Raw genomic sequence first — 17,724 nt, 5'->3', positions numbered from 1 at the left:
TTCGCGCCCCAACGCGGGGCAAGCCCGCTCGCCACAACAAGCCCGCTCGCCACAGGCCAGCCCGCTCGCCACAGTTACGGTGTTCTGCCTTAACTGAACGGCATTCGGGCTTGCCACAATCACTGTTACCGAATCGGAAATGATGCATCTTGCGATTTGCGCTTTCTCTCGGCGCGTCCTCCCATTATCCTTGCCGCAATAAACTGAAACGTTTCACTCTCCGGTCGACCCCATCTTGCCGAATTCCCCTCGCAACAGAGACAGCGCTGTCTTGCACCGACCTGCGCCTGGGTATAAATCGCCCGCCTGTGGATAACCCAGTTATCCACAGAAAAACCCGAATGAACGCTGAACCAAGCCCGCGCCGAATCGTCATCTACAGTGAAGCACGGGGTTACATAATTCCAACGTAACGGAGAAACACAACTATGAGCACTGACGGTGCCTCAAGTCCAAGTCGCCTTCTGCCCAGGCTGCTTGGAGTCTTGCTGCTGATCATGGGCCTGGCCTTGCTGGCCGGGGGTATCAAGCTGACGATGCTCGGCGGGTCGCTGTACTACCTGCTGGCCGGTATCGGCATCACCTTGACCGGCCTCTTGCTGCTGGCCACCCGCCGCGCTGCGCTGGGCCTGTACGCACTGGTGCTGTTCGCCAGCACCGTGTGGGCACTTTGGGAAGTCGGCCTGGACTGGTGGCAACTGGTGCCGCGCCTGGCACTGCTGTTCGCCCTGGGTATCGTCATGTTGCTCCCATGGTTTCGCCGTCCGTTGCTGCGTGGCCAACCGGCCCCGCTGGGTACCGGCGCGCTGAGCGTGGCCGTGGTACTGGCGGGCGCCGCAGCCATCGCCAGCCAGTTCACCAACCCCGGTGAGATCAAAGGCCAGTTGGACCGCGACGCGGTACCGGGCATGGCCAGTGCGGCACCGGCCCAGGCCGATGGCGACTGGAACTCCTACGGTCGTTCCGCCTATGGCGATCGCTACTCGCCCCTGGCGCAGATCACAGCGCAAAACGCCCATAAGCTGGTCCCGGCGTGGACCTACCGCACCGGCGACATCCCCGGCCCGAACGACCCGGGTGAGACCACGGCGGAAAACACCCCGCTGAAAGTCAACGGCATGCTCTACGTATGCACCCCGCACAGCCAAGTCATCGCCCTCGACCCGGATACCGGCAAGGAAATCTGGCGTTTCGATCCGAAGATCAGCACCGAAGGTGCCGAGAACTTCAAGGGTTGGGCGCACATGACCTGCCGTGGCGTGTCGTATCACGATGACGCCGTCTACGCGTCCGAGCAGAGCCCCACCGGCAGCGCCAGCCCCGCCGTCGCGCCGAATGCCTGCCCGAAACGCATCTTCGTACCGACGGCCGACACACGCCTGATCGCCCTGAACGCCGACACCGGCAAGATGTGCGAAGACTTCGGTGACAAAGGCCAGGTCGACCTGCGTGCCAATATCGGCAGCTTCGCCCCAGGCGGTTACTACTCCACGTCGCCACCGGCCGTGACCAAGAACCTGGTGGTGATCGGCGGCCACGTCACCGACAACGTCTCCACCGACGAACCCAGCGGCGTGATCCGCGCGTTCGACGTGCACACCGGCAAGCTGGTGTGGAACTGGGACAGCGGCAACCCCGACGACACCACGCCGCTGGCCGAGGGCAAGACCTACACCCGCAACTCGCCGAACATGTGGTCCATGTTCGCCGTGGATGAAAAGCTCGGCATGCTCTACCTGCCGATGGGCAACCAGATGCCTGACCAATACGGCGGCGACCGTACCGAAGACTCGGAAAAATACAGCGCCGGCCTGACAGCCCTGGACATCGACAGCGGCCATGTGAAGTGGACCTTCCAGTTCACTCACCATGACCTGTGGGACATGGACGTGGGCGGCCAGCCTTCGCTGATCGACATCAAGACCGCTGAAGGCGTGAAGCAAGCGGTGATGGCGTCGACCAAGCAAGGCAGCATCTACGTCCTGGACCGCGCAACCGGCCAGCCGGTGGTGCCGATCCACGAAGTGGCAGTGCCGCAAGGCGCAGTCGCTGGCGACCATACCTCGCCGACCCAACCGAAGTCCGACCTGAACTTCATGCCACCGCCGCTCAAAGAGCGCGACATGTGGGGCGTGACACCGTTCGACCAGTTGCTGTGCCGTATCGACTTCAAGTCCATGCGCTACGACGGGGCTTTCACTCCGCCATCGCTGCAAGGTTCGATCGTGTACCCAGGTAACTTCGGCGTGTTCGACTGGGGTGGCATTTCCGTCGACCCGGTACGCCAGATTGCCTTCGTGAACCCAAGCTACATGGCGTTCAAATCGAAACTGATCCCGGCCGCCGATATCGCCAAGCAAGGCCCGCGCATCAGCGAAACCCAAGGCGTACAGCCGAACAAAGGCGCGCCCTACGGCGTGATCCTCGAAGCCATGCTGTCGCCCATGGGCCTGCCGTGCCAGGCACCGGCGTGGGGTTATGTGGCAGCGGTCGACCTGACCACCCACAAAACCATCTGGATGCACAAGAACGGTACCGTGCGCGACAGCTCGCCCGTGCCAATCCCCCTGACCATGGGCGTGCCTAGCCTAGGCGGCACCTTCACCACCGCCGGTGGCGTGGCGTTCCTCAGCGGTACCCTCGACCAGTACCTGCGTGCCTATGACGTGAAAAACGGCAAGCAACTGTGGGAAGGTCGCCTGCCAGCCGGCGCGCAAACCACCCCGATGACCTACACCGGCAAGGACGGCAAGCAATACGTGCTGGTCATGGCCGGCGGTCACGGTTCCCTGGGCACCAAGCAGGGTGACTACGTGATGGCGTTCAAACTGCCGGATTAAGCTGTATCGGCGGCAAACCAAGGCGGCTACCCTCACAGGTAGCCGCCTTTTTCATGAGCGAAGAAAATCAAAATATGGGAGAGGCGGTGGACTGCACCCGTCGTTATAGCGGTACCCGCTCGCGCCGCATCCACATCTCGAACGCCATGGCACTGAGCGGCCGACTGATCAGATAGCCCTGGGCAGTGTCGCAATGCCACAGTTTGAGCAGCTTGAGGCTCGGCTCGAACTCCACCCCTTCGGCCACCACCTTGAGCCCCAGGTTGTGGCTCATTTCGATGGTGGAACGCACGATCACCCCATCGCCACTGGTGCTGTCGAGGTTGCGTACAAAGGACTGGTCGATTTTCAACTCCTGCACCGGCAGGCGCTGCAATTGCGCCAACGACGAATAACCGGTGCCGAAGTCATCCACCGACAGGCTGATGCCGCAACCACGCAACCGGTCCAGCACACTGAGGGCCTGTTGCGGGTTGTGCATGATCGCGCTTTCGGTGATCTCGAAAATCAACTGCTGGGCCAATACGCCGTATTGCAGCAGCAAGGTGGTGACTCGAGTGGCCAGGTCATCATCGCCCAGGTCATCCACAGAAATATTCACCGACAGCTGGATCGATATACCGCGCTGTGCCCATTCACCCACCTGGCGGATGGCTTCTTCGATCACCCACTGGGTCAGGCCGCGCATGCTGCCGGTGCGCTCGGCCAAGGGGATGAATTCGGCCGGAGACACCAGGCCCAGGCTCGGGTGCTGCCAACGCAGCAGGGCTTCGGCCTGGCGCACGTCGCCCTGTTTGAGATCGAGCTTGGGCTGGTAGCAGAGGAACAGTTCGCCTTCGACGGCGGCCCGGCGCAAGTCGCGGATCAAGGTGATCTGACGTTGGTGCGCAAGGTCGCGGTCCTGCTGGTAGATCTGCAGGTAGCCTGGCAGCGCTGCCGCATCGTGACGAGCGATGGCGGCGCGACCGATCAACTCTTCCACCTGCTGGCCATCGGCGGGGTACGCAGCGATACCGATACTGACTTCGTGACGCAGTTCGTCATTGCCAATGCGTTGGGGCTCGGTGAGCAGTGCATACAGCCGGTCGGCGCGGGCCACGGCGCGGTCGATCTCGGTGTTTTCCAGCAGCAGCAGAAATTCGCTGCCGGTGATGCGCGCGGCCGTGTCGCTGGCCAACAGGCTCATGGACAGACAGCGGCTGGCTTCGCGCAGCATTTCCTCGACGCCCTCAGGACCGAAGCCTTCGTTGATCACCCGGTAGTTCTCGATGCCCAGGTACAGCAACACCACGGGCCGCCTTGCACTGATCGCACTGCCCAGGCGCTCCATGGCCAGGGCTCGGTTGGGCAGGCCGGTCAGCGGGTCATGCAAGGCGTTATGCGCCAGTTGCCGCTCGCGCACGGCGATACCGCTTTGCATGGCGTTGAAGGCGCGGGCCAGCAGGCCGAATTCGTCGTGGCTGCGCACCCGCACCGGCGTGCGGTAATCACCGGCCCCAATGCGCCCGGCCGCCTCCACCAGCGCATTGAGCGGTCGTGACACACGGCGCGCCAGGAACAGCGCGCCGGCCAATGACACCAGCAGCACCGCCAGGGCAATCCCGAGGAACTGCCGGTCCAGCGGGGCAAAGGATTCCAGCGCATGGTCCAGCGGACTTTGCAGCAGCACGCGCACGTCATCGCCATCGCCATCGCCATCGCCATCGCCGTTATTGGCCAGCGGCAGCACTTGGCTGAGCACGCGTTGCCCGTAAAACAACGTGATCTGTGCGTCACGCTCGAGGTGTGTGTCGCGCAACAGGTTGAACACAGTGGCCTGGTAGGCGTCGGGCTGGGTGCTGAACAGCGTGCCGGGACGGCCGTCCTGCACACTGAGAAACGACACCTCAAGGTTGCTCATGGAGCGCAATTCATTGGCGAACCCTTTATCCATGGGGAAGCCCATGACGACTCGGGCAATGGGCAACGGGTCGAGCACTTCATCCTGCACCAGCAGGTAGGGTCGCCCGTCCATGGCCACGATCAACATCTGCAAGCCACTGCGCCGTGCCTGGCGCAATGCGGCATCGTAGGGAAACAGCTGACCGCGATTCAGCACCGGCAAGGTACTGGCCATCACTTTGCCGTCGAGCCCCAGCACAAACACCTGGCTGGAGCGGATACCGCTGCCGTGGCGGCGCACGGCGGCCAGAATCGGTGTGGCCTGGCCCTCGACCACGGCTTGCTTGAAGGGGCCATCGGCGGTCAGCCAATCCAGCCCGTATTGCAGGCGGCGCCCCCGCAGTTCCAGCAGGCGTTCGAAGACCTGGCTGCCGGTCTTCAACTGGACCTGGGCCTGGTTTTCCACAGCCTGGGAGGTGGCGGTCTTGACGGCGAGGTAGGTGGCGCCGACCACCACCAGCAGCAGCAACACCAGCACTCCGGCGATACGAGTTTGAAACGTGTGGCGCCACGCCATTGCCGTGCCCTCTGGCAGCGTTCGTCGTTTTATGCCACTGCGTCCCTGTGTCATAGCGCGTCCCTCGCGAACTGCTGACCTGGCGTCAAAAAAATATCCATCGTCGATGGATATTCAGTTTTAGCAGATTAGCTGGGAGCAAGGACAAGTGCACCCAATAAAACCGGGGACTTCGCTGTCATTTTATTGGCGACAAACGTTGGGCGGGCCGTCAGCCACGGGCGCGCATAAAGTCCCCCCAACGACGCACCAGGTAGTTGTGCTCATCCATCACCGAGTTCCACACGGCAATATGCCCCATGCGTTGCTCATAGGAACCGCCGTCGCGCACTTCGCCGATATCAATCAGCGGCAAGCCATCGCTGCCGAGCAATTCCTCACGGGCAGGTTTGCCGGCATACCAGTAATCCCATTCGGCGCTGCTCAGGTGGTCGCGACTGCGCGCCGGGTTGCCGATGTAGTAACCCTGGCGCGCCATCACCGCGCCCGGCCAACCGGACAACCACCAATTGAGATACGCATACGCCGCATCCAGCACCGCACCCTGGGCATGCCGCGACAGGGACAGGCCGCCGAACCAGGCGCGATAGCCTTCGCGGGGCACCGCCAGACGGTACTTCACCCCCGCCCGGTGCAAGCGCATCAAGGTGGGCGACCACAGGCTCTGGATATCGATGCTCGGGCTGAGCATCAATTGCGCGGCTTCTTCATCGTCCGACCAGAACGCCGCGAAGTGCCCTTCCTTCTGCTTGCGCACCAGAATGTCAGCGAGTACATCGATCTCTTCGATGCTCATGTTGCCGATGTCCTTGAACGTCGCCAGCCCGGCGCCCTGCACCGCCAGCGCGGCGTCCAGGGCGCCGATGGCGGCGTCGCTTTGCAACGCGGTGCGCGCGCGCCAGGCGGGGTCGAGCAGCCAGCCCCAGCTTTCATTGCCGTGGCTGAAACCCTCGGGCAGGCGCTCGGGGCGGTAGGCAAAGCTGTCGGCATTGTGGGTCAGGGGCAACATGCTGATGCGTTCGGTGACGGTGCTGCCGAGGCTGCCGTCGTGCTGTACGAACAGGCGCTCGCTGGGCACGCTGCCGCTGCCCAGGCGGTCATGGGCCGAAAGGCGGCCACGCTTGGGCAGGTCGTTGATCTCGTGCCACAGGGCGATGCGCCGGGTGTCGATGGGCTGGATTGCCCGCGCCGGCCACACGAAGTCGACGTTGTGGAACCACTGGTCATACAGGTCGTAGCTGTCGGGCTGCATCACTGCGATGCGCTGGGCCTGTTCGACATCGTGCACCTGGTACACCAGGCGAATGCCCAACTCCTGTTCGGCCCGCACACGCAGGCATTCGAGCAGCGTTACCGACGTACCGAGCACGCGCAATGTGATCATGCCGCGAACCGCCGTGAGAACACGTCGAACGAGCGACGCAACTGCGCCGGGTCCAGGCCGCGCAGGATGAACACCAGGCGCGATTGCCGCTCGGCACCTGGCCAGGCCGGCAGGTGGACCGGGGCATGCAGGCAGTGCTGCACACCATGAATAACGATGGGGGCCAAACTTGCGTTCACGTTGAGCAGTCCTTTGACGCGAAGGATTCGTTCGCCGTGGCATCTTAGCAGCATCGACAACCAGACCCCGAAGCCGACCCAATCCAATGGCTGGTCGAAGGTCAGGCAGCACACTTGCGCAGCGCCGTGGGTGGCGGCCGTGGGTTGGTGCAGTTGCCAGCGACTGACCTCCACGGCGGGTTCGGCGCTGCGCAAGCCTTCGCCGAGCAGCAACTGGTCGCCGCTGTGGATGTCATGGGTATCGAGGATCGGCGTACCGGCATTGAGCGCCTGTAAATGCGCGCGCAGGGGCGCGCAGTCGCCTTCCAGATCGGTCTTGCTCAGCAGCAAGCGATCCGCTGCCGCGACCTGGGCCAGCCATTCCGGGTGCAGGCGTTCTTGCAGGGCGGCGTGGCTGGCGTCGACCAGGGTGATCACCAGGCCGATATGAAAGCGCCCACGCAGTTGCACGTCGTTGTTCAGGGTGGCCAGGATCGGCGCCGGGTCGGCCAGGCCAGTGGTTTCCAGGATCACCCGTTTGAAGGCCGGGATTTCGCCGCGCTCGCGGCGTTGCAACAGGCCGAGCAGCGCGTCTTTCAACTCACCACGGATCGAACAGCATACGCAGCCGCTGGGCAGCAGCACGGTGTCCGGGGCGACCTCTTCGACCAGCAGATGGTCGATGCCGACGTCGCCGAATTCGTTGATCAGCAACGCGGTGTCGCCGAGGCTTTCGCCGTGCAGCAGGCGCTTGAGCAAGGTGGTCTTGCCGCTGCCGAGGAAGCCGGTGATGACATTCAGTGCGATGCTCATATTTATCTCCGCCCCCTGTAGGAGCGAGCTTGCTCGCGAAAAACTCACAGGCGCCGCGTTCATTCAGGAAACACGCGTTATCGTTGACGTTTTTCGCGAGCAAGCTCGCTCCTACAGGGGGCTGTTTTCCAAGTGATCGAGCAGTTGGGGGTCGAGGGGATCCAGCGGGCGACCGAGCATGGTTTCGGCCGCCTGCCAGAGTTGATCCAGCCCGCTGGCCAGTGCCTGTTTACCGGTAGCGCCCAGCAGCAGGTAGGACGCCCCCTGAAAGTCTTCGACCTTGAGCCGGAACGCCGCCAGTACCTGGTTGATCGCGGCGATCCGGCGCAGGCGTTCGCGACGCCGGGGCAGTTCGTCGCCCAGGGGGTCGCTCCAGTGCAGGTCTTCGCCGAGCAGTCCGCAGAGTCCGCACATGGTTATCGCCCGCTCATGGCATCACGTCGCCGGAGTTTGGGCCCAGGGTCTGGCCGACGAACAGGTTGCCACCCGGTTCACTGGCCAGCAGCACGGCGGTGGGCGCCACTTCATCCGCCAGGCCGAAGCGTCCCAAGGGCAGTTCCTTGGCCTTGGCGCGCTTCCAATCGTCGCTGATACCGCCCACTAACGGCGTCTCGATCGGGCCGGGAGCGATGGCGTTGACCAGCACGTTGTCCTTGGCCACTTCCAGGGCCAGGGATTTGGTAAAGCCGATCACCCCCGCCTTGGCGGCGGCGTAGTGAGTCAGTTCGGCACCGCCCTTGATGCCCAGTTGCGAGGCGACGTTGATGATCCGCCCCCAACGCTGCGCCAGCATATGCGGCAAGGCACGCTGGCTGGCGACGAACACGCTGGTGAGGTCGACGCGCAGCATGTCGTTCCACATCTCGATCGAGAGATCGACGCAACGCGCCTGGGTGAGCATACCGGCGTTGTTGACCAGGATATCGATGCCGCCGAAGTGTTCGACACAACGGTCGACACTGGCCTGGGCGCCTTCGACAGTGCCGACATCGGCCAGGCATTCGAAGACCTCGGCACCGAGGTTGCGGCAGGCGATGGCGGTTTCGGCCAGGCTGGCGGCATTACGGTCGGCCAGCAGCAGGCGCGCGCCTTCAACCGCGTAGGCGCGGGCGATGGCGGCACCGATGCCGCTGCCGGCGCCGGTGATCACGGCGCGGCGATGGGTGAGTTGGGGCATAGGTAATTCTCCTGAATCAAACACAGTTTCAATGTGGGAGCTCCCACTACCGCTGTGGCGACCGGGCTTGTCCCGCGTTGGGCCGCGAAGCGGCCCCTGACAAAGACACCTGCGCTGTGTCAGGTACGCCTCAGAGGCTGGTTTTGGGGCCGCTTCGCGGCCCAACGCGGGACAAGCCCGCTCGCCACAACAGCCCGCTCACCAGAACAGCCCGATTGCCACAACAGCCTGCTCGCCACAAAAATTCGGTCGATTAATGAAAAGATTTAATCCTTATTTATGCTCGATCAGAGGGAGGCTTGCCCCCTCCCACCTTTGGATCGAGTACATCAGTCAGGCCAGCGCACGGTGAGGCCACCGTCGATGACGATGCTCTGTCCGGTCAGATAGCTCGACGCATCACTGGTCAAAAACTGCACCAGCGAGGCCACTTCATCCGCCCTCCCCACCCGACCCAATGGAATCGCGCGCGCCGCCTTGGCCAGGCCCTCCGGCCCCAGGGAGTTCTTCGCATCCAGCGACTGCGGCGTCTCGATCAACCCCGGAATCACCGCATTGCAACGGATGCCCAACGGCGCCAGCTCCACCGCCAGCGACCGGCACAACCCCGGCACACCGGCCTTGGCCGCCGCGTAATGGCTATGCTCCTGCCAGCCATAGACGCCGCCGGCTATCGACGAAATCGCCACCAGCGCGCCGCCTTCCTTCATATGCCGCGTCGCCGCGCGAAAAGTGCGCATCACCCCCGTCAAGTCGACATTGAGCATCTCGTCCCACAGCGCATCCGTCATCTCCAGCAGCGGTGCGCGACGCAGCAAGCCGGCGTTGGCGACCGCGTAGTCGAGGCGACCAAAATGCTGCACCGCCTGGGCGGCCAACGCGTCTACCGAGGCGCTATCGCCCACGTCCAGCGGCAGCATCAAGCATTCGCCAGCGGCGTTTTCCACGAGGGACACCGTGGTGTGCGGGTCATGGGGGTCGGCCGGGTAATACCCACCCACCACCGCCACGCCGCAGCGCGCATAGGCCACCGCGAGGGCTTGGCCGATGCCGCTGGCGGCACCGGTAATCAAGGCAACTTTACGGCTCATCAATCACTCCTTACTGAACGGTTTCCGGGCGCACATGGCGCGCGGCAAACATCAGGACGCCAGACAAAAAGCACGGCACCGCACCGAACCACAGCGCGGCGGTCTGCCAATCGCTGCCGGCGGACAACACCTGGGTAGCGCCAAACCCGGCGACCACGGCACCAATCGGGCCCATCGCATGGATGATCGCGCCACCGGTGGCACGGATGCTGGTGGGGAAACTTTCACTGATAAAGAACAACGCCGCCGAGTACGGCCCGATCAGGAAAAACAGGCCCAGGCTGTACAGCCCGACCACCATCGCCATGTTGCTCGGGCCAAACAGCATCCCGGCAAACGACAGGCCGCCGAGCATCCAGCCCAGGCCGATCACGTTACGGCGGCCGATCTTGTCGCCCATCCAGCCGTGGCTGAGGTAGCCGCAGTAACCCACCAGGTTCGACAGCACCAGGATGATCAGCGAGTTCTCGAACGAGATGTGGTGCACGCTGACAATCACCGACGTGCCGAGCACGCTGAACACCTGGATCGCCGCCCAGTTGAGCAACAGCGCGGCGCCGATCACCAGGGTGGCGCGACGGGCCGGGCCACGGAATGCGGCCTTGAGGCCGGCCTTGCTGTGTTCGTCGTAATCCACGCCGTAGGTCACGGCGACGTTCTGTGCCTCGCTCACCGCGCCACTTCTGCGCAACTCGCTGATGCGCTGGTGGATCTGGAACTGCGGGCTCTCCTTGAGCTTGCGCGCCATGATCGCAATCACCACCGCCGGGATCGCGGCGAAGATAAAGCAGCCCTGCCAACCGATGACCGGCAGCAACAGCGCGGTCAAACCTGCGGCGATCAGTGCACCGACCGGCCAGCCGCCCTGCACCAGGCTGTAGATGAAGCCGCGGCGCTTGGTGAGTCGCGGGTCTTCTGACGCGCCATACAGCTCGGTCAAATAGGTGGCGTTGACGGTTTCCTCGGCATACCCCAGGCCGCCCAGCGAACGGATCAGGATCAGCGGCGACTTGCCCCATGCCCCGCCGATGGCGGTCAGCGCCGAGCAGAGCGCGGAGCCGGCCACGGTGAAGATGATGCCTTTGCGGCGCCCCAGCTTGTCGACGATTGGCCCGATGGCCAGGGCGACCACGGCGGTCCCCACCGCCACCCAGGTCGCGATTTCAGCTTGTTCCACCTCACCCCAGCCAAAATGCCGGCCGATTTCCGGCAGCAAGGTGCCGAACAGGATGAAGTCGTACACCGCAAACACCCAGGCGAAAAACGCGATCCAGGTGGCGAAGCGCACTTCCTGGGACGTCAGTTGCCGGGGTTTCCAGCCAGTCAGGTCAAGCTTGTTGTAGATGGACATAATCGCGCCTCGGGAGGTGGAGTGGGCTTTCTGTAGGAGCGTGCTTGCTCGCGAAAATCGTCAACGATGACGCGGGCATCCTGAATGCACGCAGTGCTCTCAGGCTTTTCGCGAGCAAGCTCGCTCCTACAGGGTTGGGGTCAGGTACGCGGTTGGCGGCGGATAAAGTCGTCGGCGATTTCGTCGAAGGTGACGAAGCGCACGCCGGCATGGCTCTGGATGTGTTCGATCAAGCGCTCCAGCATCAACAGCACTTGCGGGCGGCCAGACACATCGGGGTGGATGGTCATGGTGAACACCGCGTGTTCGTGTTCGCGGTAGACCCAGTCGAACTGGTCGCGCCACATTTCTTCGAGGTGACGCGGGTTGACGAAGCCGTGGCTGTTGGGGGCTTTCTTGATGAACATCATCGGCGGCAGGTCATCGAGGTACCAGTTGGCCGGGATCTCCACCAGGTCGGTTTCTTCGCCACGCACCAAGGGTTTCATCCAGGTGTCGGGGTGCTGGCTGTAGTCGATCTTGGTCCAGGTATCCCCCTTGCGCACGTAGTAGGGATGGAAGTCGTTGTGCATCAGGCTGTGGTCGTACTTGATGCCTTTTTTCAGCAGCAGCTCGTTGGTGACCTTGCTGAATTCCCACCACGGAGCGACGTAGCCGGTAGGGCGTTTGCCGGTGACCTGGGTGATCAGTTCGATGGACTTGTCCAGCACGATTTCTTCCTGCTCGGCGGTCATCGCGATCGGGTTTTCATGGCTGTAGCCGTGCACGCCGATTTCATGCCCGGCGTCGGCCACGGCTTTCATCTGCTCAGGGAAGGTTTCCATCGAATGGCCCGGGATAAACCAGGTGGTGCGCAGGCCGTAGCGTTCAAACAGTTTGAGCAGGCGTGGCGCGCCGATTTCGCCAGCGAACAGGCCACGGGAGATGTCGTCGGGCGAATCTTCGCCGCCGTAGGAACCGAGCCAGCCGGCGACGGCGTCAACGTCGACGCCAAATGCACAGAGGATGTCTTTAGCCATGGGGTGTCTCCTTAGATAATCAGTTGGGATTCGACGGACAACGCCGCGCGCAACAGGCGTGCGTCTTCCCCCGCCGGGGCGCTGAGCAGCAACCCGGTGGGCAGGCCCTGGGCATCATGGCCGCTGGGCAAGGTCACGCCGGGCATGTCCAGCAAACTGCCGGGCATGGTCAGGCGCAGGGTGGCGAGGTTGGTGCTGACGAACAGATCGTCATCGGCTTCCAGCGCTGCCAATGCCGGGGCGACATGGGCAACGGTGGGGGTGATCAGCAGGGCGCCGTCGAGGTCATCGATCAGTTGTTGTTGCAGGCGCTGACGGGCCTCGATCAGGTGGATCAACCGGCTGGCCGGCAGGGAACGCGCGGCTTCGAGGCGGCGGCGTACGCGCGGGTCGAGCTGTTCGGCGTCGGCGCTGTCGAGCAGGGTTTCATGCAGGGCGAAGGCTTCGAAGGCGCCAAGCCAGCCTTGCTGCTGGATCAGTGCCAAGGTGGCCTGGAAGGTCGCGCAGGGGCGCATCTCGACCAACGCGCCCTCGGCCTTCAAGCGTTCCACCCCGCGCAGCAGGTTATTGCGCACGGCAGGTTCAACGTCGGCCAGCAGGCCCTGTTCCAGTACAAAGCGCTGGCCCTTGAGGCTGCGGACGCGGTGGGTGGAAATGCGACCATGGAGCAGGTCGTCGATGGCCAACGCATCGCGCACGCTGCGGGTCAACGGACCCAGGCTGTCGAGGGTGTGGGCCAGGGGGAACACCCCGTCGCGGCTGTAGCGTCGACTGCTGCTGCGGTACCCCACCAGGCCGTTGAGGGCCGCGGGGATGCGGATGGAACCCGCCGTGTCGGTGCCCATGGCGATCGGCACGATGCCGGCGGCGACAGCCACCGCCGACCCCGAAGACGAGCCACCGGGAATACGCGGCTGATCCCGCCCATGGGGGTTATGCGGGGTGCCGAAATGCGGGTTCAGGCCAAGCCCGGAATAGGCCAGCTCACTGAGGGTGGTCTTGCCCACGCTGACCATGCCGGCGCGGCACAGCAGGCCCACGCTCGGCGCATCGAGCAAAGCGGCCGGCGCATGACGCCGGTACGCAGCACCGGCGGTGGTGATGCTGCCGGCCACGTCGAACAGGTCTTTCCAGGCCAGGGGCACGCCGTCGAATACACTCAAGGGCTGGCCGGCACGCCAGCGCGCGGCGGCGGCTTCGGCTTCGCGACGGGCACGCTCGGCGGTCAGGCAGATAAACACAGCCGCCGACTGGCTCGCTTGATCGAGTGCCTGTTCGAGCGCTTGCACCGGGTCGCTGCGACCGCTGGCGAAATCCTCGGCCAGTGAAGTGGCGTCTGACATCAGCATGAACCTCATAAAACGTACATATTAATAAAATGTACATTTTACAAAGGCAGCTTTCGTGCCAGTCTGTCCGTGCGTGAGCGAGAGCGATTCGGTTTTTTCGTCCAGAGCTGCGGTATAGATGCTTTCGACACGGCAAAAAAAAGAGTTCACCTTTTAGGCGCGAACCCTTAACCCAATAACGTATATTTTATTAATAAGTACATTTTGGTGCAAAAAGTAACATTCCTACAGGCAAGGCCCCAAAAAAGTGCCCTTGATGTGGCGCAGAGTGACAGACCCATCTATGAGAGAATCCCCGGCCATCGTCCTACACGCCCTTGAGAAATCGATGAAAGCAGTGTCCGCCTCGGCCTCCCGGTACGCCATGATTCACCAGGTGTTGCGTGATGCAATTGTCAATGGCACCGCCCGTCATGGCCTGGTGCTGCTGGAAGCGCCGCTGGCCGAATTGTTCGGCACCAGCCGCGTGCCCGTGCGCAAGGCGCTGGACCTGCTGCATGCCGAGGGGCTGATCTGCCGCTTCAATGGCCGAGGCTACCTGATCAACCCCGAGGGGCTGGACCTGGAGCCGCTGCGCCTGCCCCTGAGCCATGCGCACCTGGGCCTGAACGGCGACGATGAGTTGGTGGACACGCGGCCGCTGGGCGAGCGCATCGTCGAGGAAATCGGCGCGGCACTCTCCACCTGCATCGCCTTCGGCCATTACCGCCTGGACGAACAGGCCGCCGCCGACCACTACGGCGTCAGCCGCGCAGTGGTGCGTGAAGCGCTGATGCGCCTGCGCGACCGTGGCCTGGTGGAAAAAGAGCCCTACTCGCAATGGCTGGCCGGGCCGCTGACCGCCCGCGAAGTCACCGAAGACTACGAACTGCGCGCCTGCCTGGAACCCGAAGCCCTGCGCCAGAGCGCGCCCAACCTCGACCGCGAGGTGCTCGAAGCCATGTTGCACCGCGTGCTGGACGCTCAGGACAGCCCGCAATGCAGCCTGGAAGCTATCGAGCAGATCGAAGAGGACCTGCACCAGCGCTGCCTCGCCGGCCTGCAAAACCGCAAGATCGCCGCGCTGATTCGCCAGGGCCAGAGCCCGATGATCATCAGCCGGATTTTCTATCGGTTGCTGGGGATCGGCGCAGATCCGGCAATGCTCGCCGAACATCGCTTGATTTTGGAGCTGCTGCTGCATGGCGCATTCGATGCGGCGGCGTTGAACCTGCGTGAGCATTTGCAACGGGCGCGGCAGCGGATGTTGCAGCGCTTGAAGGTGCTGTCGGTACTTCCCGAACAGCCACTCCCCGTCTACCTGCACAAAATCAGCTGACTCAACACGAACCTAATGTGGGAGGGGGCTTGCCCCTTCCCATTGACCAAGCCGCCGCAGTAATTTCATGCAATATGTTGCTATCTCGCCCCCGCCATTGAAACCACCACTGACCCGCCCCATCTAACCTGCATACTTACTTATGCAGGTGCCCCATGAGCGACCAGCAAGAATTGCCGGATATCGACCTCCAAGATTACGCCGACCCCGAAAACGCTGAATCCCATTCGACCAACACCGGCCTGGCGCTGCCTGGGCAAAACCTGCCGGACAAGGTCTACATCATCCCGATCCACAACCGGCCGTTCTTCCCCGCGCAAGTGCTGCCGGTGATCGTCAATGAAGAGCCGTGGGCCGAAACCCTGGAACTGGTGAGCAAATCCGATCACCACTCCCTGGCCCTGTTCTTCATGGACACCCCGCCGGAAGACCCACGGCACTTCGACACCTCCGCCCTGCCGCTGTACGGCACCCTGGTGAAGGTGCACCACGCCAGCCGTGAGAACGGCAAGTTGCAATTCGTCGCCCAGGGCCTGACCCGCGTGAGGATTCGCACCTGGCTCAAGCACCACCGCCCGCCGTATCTGGTGGAAGTCGAATACCCGCACCAGCCCACCGAGCCGACCGATGAGGTCAAGGCCTATGGCATGGCGCTGATCAATGCGATCAAGGAACTGTTGCCACTCAACCCGCTGTACAGCGAAGAGTTGAAGAACTACCTCAACCGCTTCAGCCCCAACGACCCGTCGCCGCTGACCGACTTCGCCGCCGCGCTGACCTCGGCCACCGGTAACGAGTTGCAGGAAGTGCTGGACTGCGTGCCCATGCTCAAGCGCATGGAAAAAGTGCTGCCGATGTTGCGCAAGGAAGTCGAAGTCGCGCGCCTGCAAAAGGAAATCTCCGCCGAGGTGAACCGCAAGATCGGCGAGCACCAGCGCGAGTTCTTCCTCAAGGAACAACTCAAGGTCATCCAGCAGGAACTGGGGCTGACCAAGGACGACCGCAGCGCGGACGTCGAACAATTCGAGCAACGGCTGGAAGGCAAGGTGCTGCCGGCCCAGGCGCAAAAGCGCATTGATGAAGAACTGAACAAACTGTCGATCCTCGAAACCGGTTCACCGGAGTACGCGGTCACACGCAACTACCTGGATTGGGCCACCTCGGTGCCGTGGGGCGTGTACGGCGAGGACAAGCTCGACCTGAAACACGCGCGCAAGGTGCTCGACAAGCACCACGCGGGGCTGGATGACATCAAGAGCCGTATCCTCGAGTTCCTCGCCGTGGGCGCCTACAAAGGCGAAGTCTCCGGCTCCATCGTGCTGCTGGTGGGCCCGCCGGGCGTGGGCAAGACCAGCGTGGGTAAATCCATCGCCGAGTCCCTGGGCCGGCCGTTCTATCGCTTCAGTGTCGGCGGCATGCGCGACGAGGCCGAGATCAAGGGCCATCGCCGCACCTACATCGGCGCCCTGCCGGGCAAGCTGGTGCAGGCGTTGAAAGACGTGGAAGTGATGAACCCGGTGATCATGCTCGACGAGATCGACAAGATGGGCCAAAGCTTCCAGGGCGACCCGGCCTCGGCGCTGCTGGAAACCCTCGACCCGGAGCAGAACGTCGAATTCCTCGACCATTACCTCGACCTGCGCCTGGACCTGTCCAAAGTGCTGTTCGTGTGTACCGCCAACACCCTGGACTCGATCCCCGGGCCGTTGCTGGACCGCATGGAAGTGATTCGCCTGTCGGGCTATATCACCGAAGAAAAAGTCGCCATCGCCAAGCGCCACCTGTGGCCCAAACAGCTGGAAAAAGCCGGCGTGGCGAAAACCAGCCTGTCCATCAGCGACGGCGCCCTGCGCGCCTTGATCGACGGTTATGCCCGCGAGGCCGGCGTGCGCCAGTTGGAGAAACAGCTGGGCAAACTGGTGCGCAAGGCCGTGGTCAAGCTGCTGGATGAGCCAAACTCGGTGATCAAGATCGGCAACAAGGACCTGGAGGCCTCCCTGGGCATGCCGGTGTTCCGTAACGAGCAAGTGCTGTCCGGCACTGGCGTGATCACCGGCCTGGCCTGGACCAGCATGGGCGGCGCGACCCTGCCCATTGAGGCGACGCGCATCCACACGCTGAACCGCGGCTTCAAGCTCACCGGGCAGTTGGGTGATGTGATGAAGGAGTCCGCCGAAATCGCCTACAGCTACATCAGCTCCAACCTGAAGTCGTTTGGTGGCGACCCGAAATTCTTCGACGAAGCCTTCGTGCACCTGCACGTGCCGGAAGGCGCCACACCGAAGGACGGCCCAAGCGCTGGGGTAACCATGGCCAGTGCGCTGCTGTCGCTGGCGCGCAACCAGCCGCCGAAAAAAGGCGTGGCGATGACCGGTGAACTGACGCTGACCGGGCATGTGCTGCCGATTGGCGGGGTGCGCGAGAAGGTGATCGCGGCGCGGCGCCAGAAGATCCACGAGCTGATCCTGCCGGAGCCGAACCGTGGCAGTTTCGAGGAATTGCCGGAGTATCTGAAGGAAGGGATGACCGTGCACTTTGCCAAGCGTTTTGCGGATGTGGCGAAGGTGTTGTTTTAACGCCCCCCTCTTCATCAACTACCTAAATGGCCAAGCGCAATGCTTGGCCACTTTCACCTTAAGTCATCAACAAGCCTTTTTTATAGCGTTACGCACTAAAAAACTGTCATTTGTCACAGTACCCCACCCCCTTCGAAAGTGCTCACATAGTGGTGGCAATCATTTAGAACTTTAATGCCACCGACTAACT

At 63.0% G+C, this 17,724-nt stretch carries 12 protein-coding genes; 3 read left to right on the top strand and 9 right to left on the bottom strand.

Annotation, left to right across the window (positions count from 1 at the left end; all coding sequences use genetic code 11):
• The first annotated feature begins 428 nt into the window (after window positions 1-428).
• The gene (locus tag ACODSV_RS27145; protein ID WP_150095328.1) at window positions 429-2,840 is read left to right on the top strand and encodes a glucose/quinate/shikimate family membrane-bound PQQ-dependent dehydrogenase; all 2,412 of its coding nucleotides are present in this window, start codon (window positions 429-431) and stop codon (window positions 2,838-2,840) included.
• 103 nt (window positions 2,841-2,943) lie between these two features.
• Here the strand turns inward: ACODSV_RS27145 and ACODSV_RS27140 are convergent, their stop codons facing one another.
• The 9 genes from ACODSV_RS27140 to ACODSV_RS27100 form a co-directional block, all read right to left on the bottom strand.
• Complete coding sequence (locus tag ACODSV_RS27140) at window positions 2,944-5,298, bottom strand: putative bifunctional diguanylate cyclase/phosphodiesterase (RefSeq protein WP_150054203.1); 2,355 nt, start codon at window positions 5,296-5,298, stop codon at window positions 2,944-2,946.
• A gap of 211 nt (window positions 5,299-5,509) precedes the next feature.
• Window positions 5,510-6,682: an ABC transporter substrate-binding protein gene (locus ACODSV_RS27135; protein WP_150095327.1), complete on the bottom strand. Its 1,173-nt coding sequence runs from the start codon at window positions 6,680-6,682 to the stop codon at window positions 5,510-5,512.
• On the bottom strand, window positions 6,679-7,653 hold the full coding sequence (locus ACODSV_RS27130; protein WP_150054205.1) for a CobW family GTP-binding protein: 975 nt from the start codon (window positions 7,651-7,653) through the stop codon (window positions 6,679-6,681). Before ACODSV_RS27130 ends, ACODSV_RS27135 begins: the two co-directional genes overlap by 4 nt.
• Before the next feature lie 111 nt (window positions 7,654-7,764).
• Entirely contained in the window at window positions 7,765-8,067 is a 303-nt protein-coding gene (locus ACODSV_RS27125; RefSeq protein ID WP_024073638.1) for a hypothetical protein, read from the bottom strand.
• Window positions 8,068-8,080: 13 nt separating this feature from the next.
• A complete protein-coding gene (locus ACODSV_RS27120; RefSeq protein WP_069075315.1) occupies window positions 8,081-8,830 on the bottom strand; it encodes an SDR family NAD(P)-dependent oxidoreductase in 750 nt (249 codons plus the stop codon).
• A 329-nt stretch (window positions 8,831-9,159) separates the two neighbouring features.
• A complete protein-coding gene (locus tag ACODSV_RS27115; protein WP_102625192.1) occupies window positions 9,160-9,921 on the bottom strand; it encodes an SDR family NAD(P)-dependent oxidoreductase in 762 nt (253 codons plus the stop codon).
• 10 nt (window positions 9,922-9,931) lie between these two features.
• On the bottom strand, window positions 9,932-11,272 hold the full coding sequence (locus tag ACODSV_RS27110) for an MFS transporter (RefSeq protein ID WP_024073635.1): 1,341 nt from the start codon (window positions 11,270-11,272) through the stop codon (window positions 9,932-9,934).
• A 140-nt stretch (window positions 11,273-11,412) separates the two neighbouring features.
• Window positions 11,413-12,291 (bottom strand): polysaccharide deacetylase family protein, encoded by an 879-nt coding sequence (locus ACODSV_RS27105; RefSeq protein ID WP_003210406.1) that lies wholly within the window; start codon window positions 12,289-12,291, stop codon window positions 11,413-11,415.
• An 11-nt stretch (window positions 12,292-12,302) separates the two neighbouring features.
• Window positions 12,303-13,634: an amidase gene (locus tag ACODSV_RS27100; protein WP_150055115.1), complete on the bottom strand. Its 1,332-nt coding sequence runs from the start codon at window positions 13,632-13,634 to the stop codon at window positions 12,303-12,305.
• A 334-nt stretch (window positions 13,635-13,968) separates the two neighbouring features.
• Here ACODSV_RS27100 and ACODSV_RS27095 point away from each other — a divergent pair, with 334 nt between their 5' ends.
• Complete coding sequence (locus ACODSV_RS27095; protein ID WP_150055116.1) at window positions 13,969-14,958, top strand: GntR family transcriptional regulator; 990 nt, start codon at window positions 13,969-13,971, stop codon at window positions 14,956-14,958.
• 155 nt (window positions 14,959-15,113) lie between these two features.
• Window positions 15,114-17,534, top strand: a complete 2,421-nt coding sequence (lon, locus tag ACODSV_RS27090; RefSeq protein WP_024073632.1) for an endopeptidase La — start codon at window positions 15,114-15,116, stop codon at window positions 17,532-17,534.
• Window positions 17,535-17,724: the final 190 nt, after the last annotated feature.

This window comes from Pseudomonas sp. FG86, assembly GCF_057808775.1.
The sequence above is the reverse complement of the archived record's forward strand: the minus strand, read 5'-3'. Positions and strand labels throughout refer to the sequence as shown.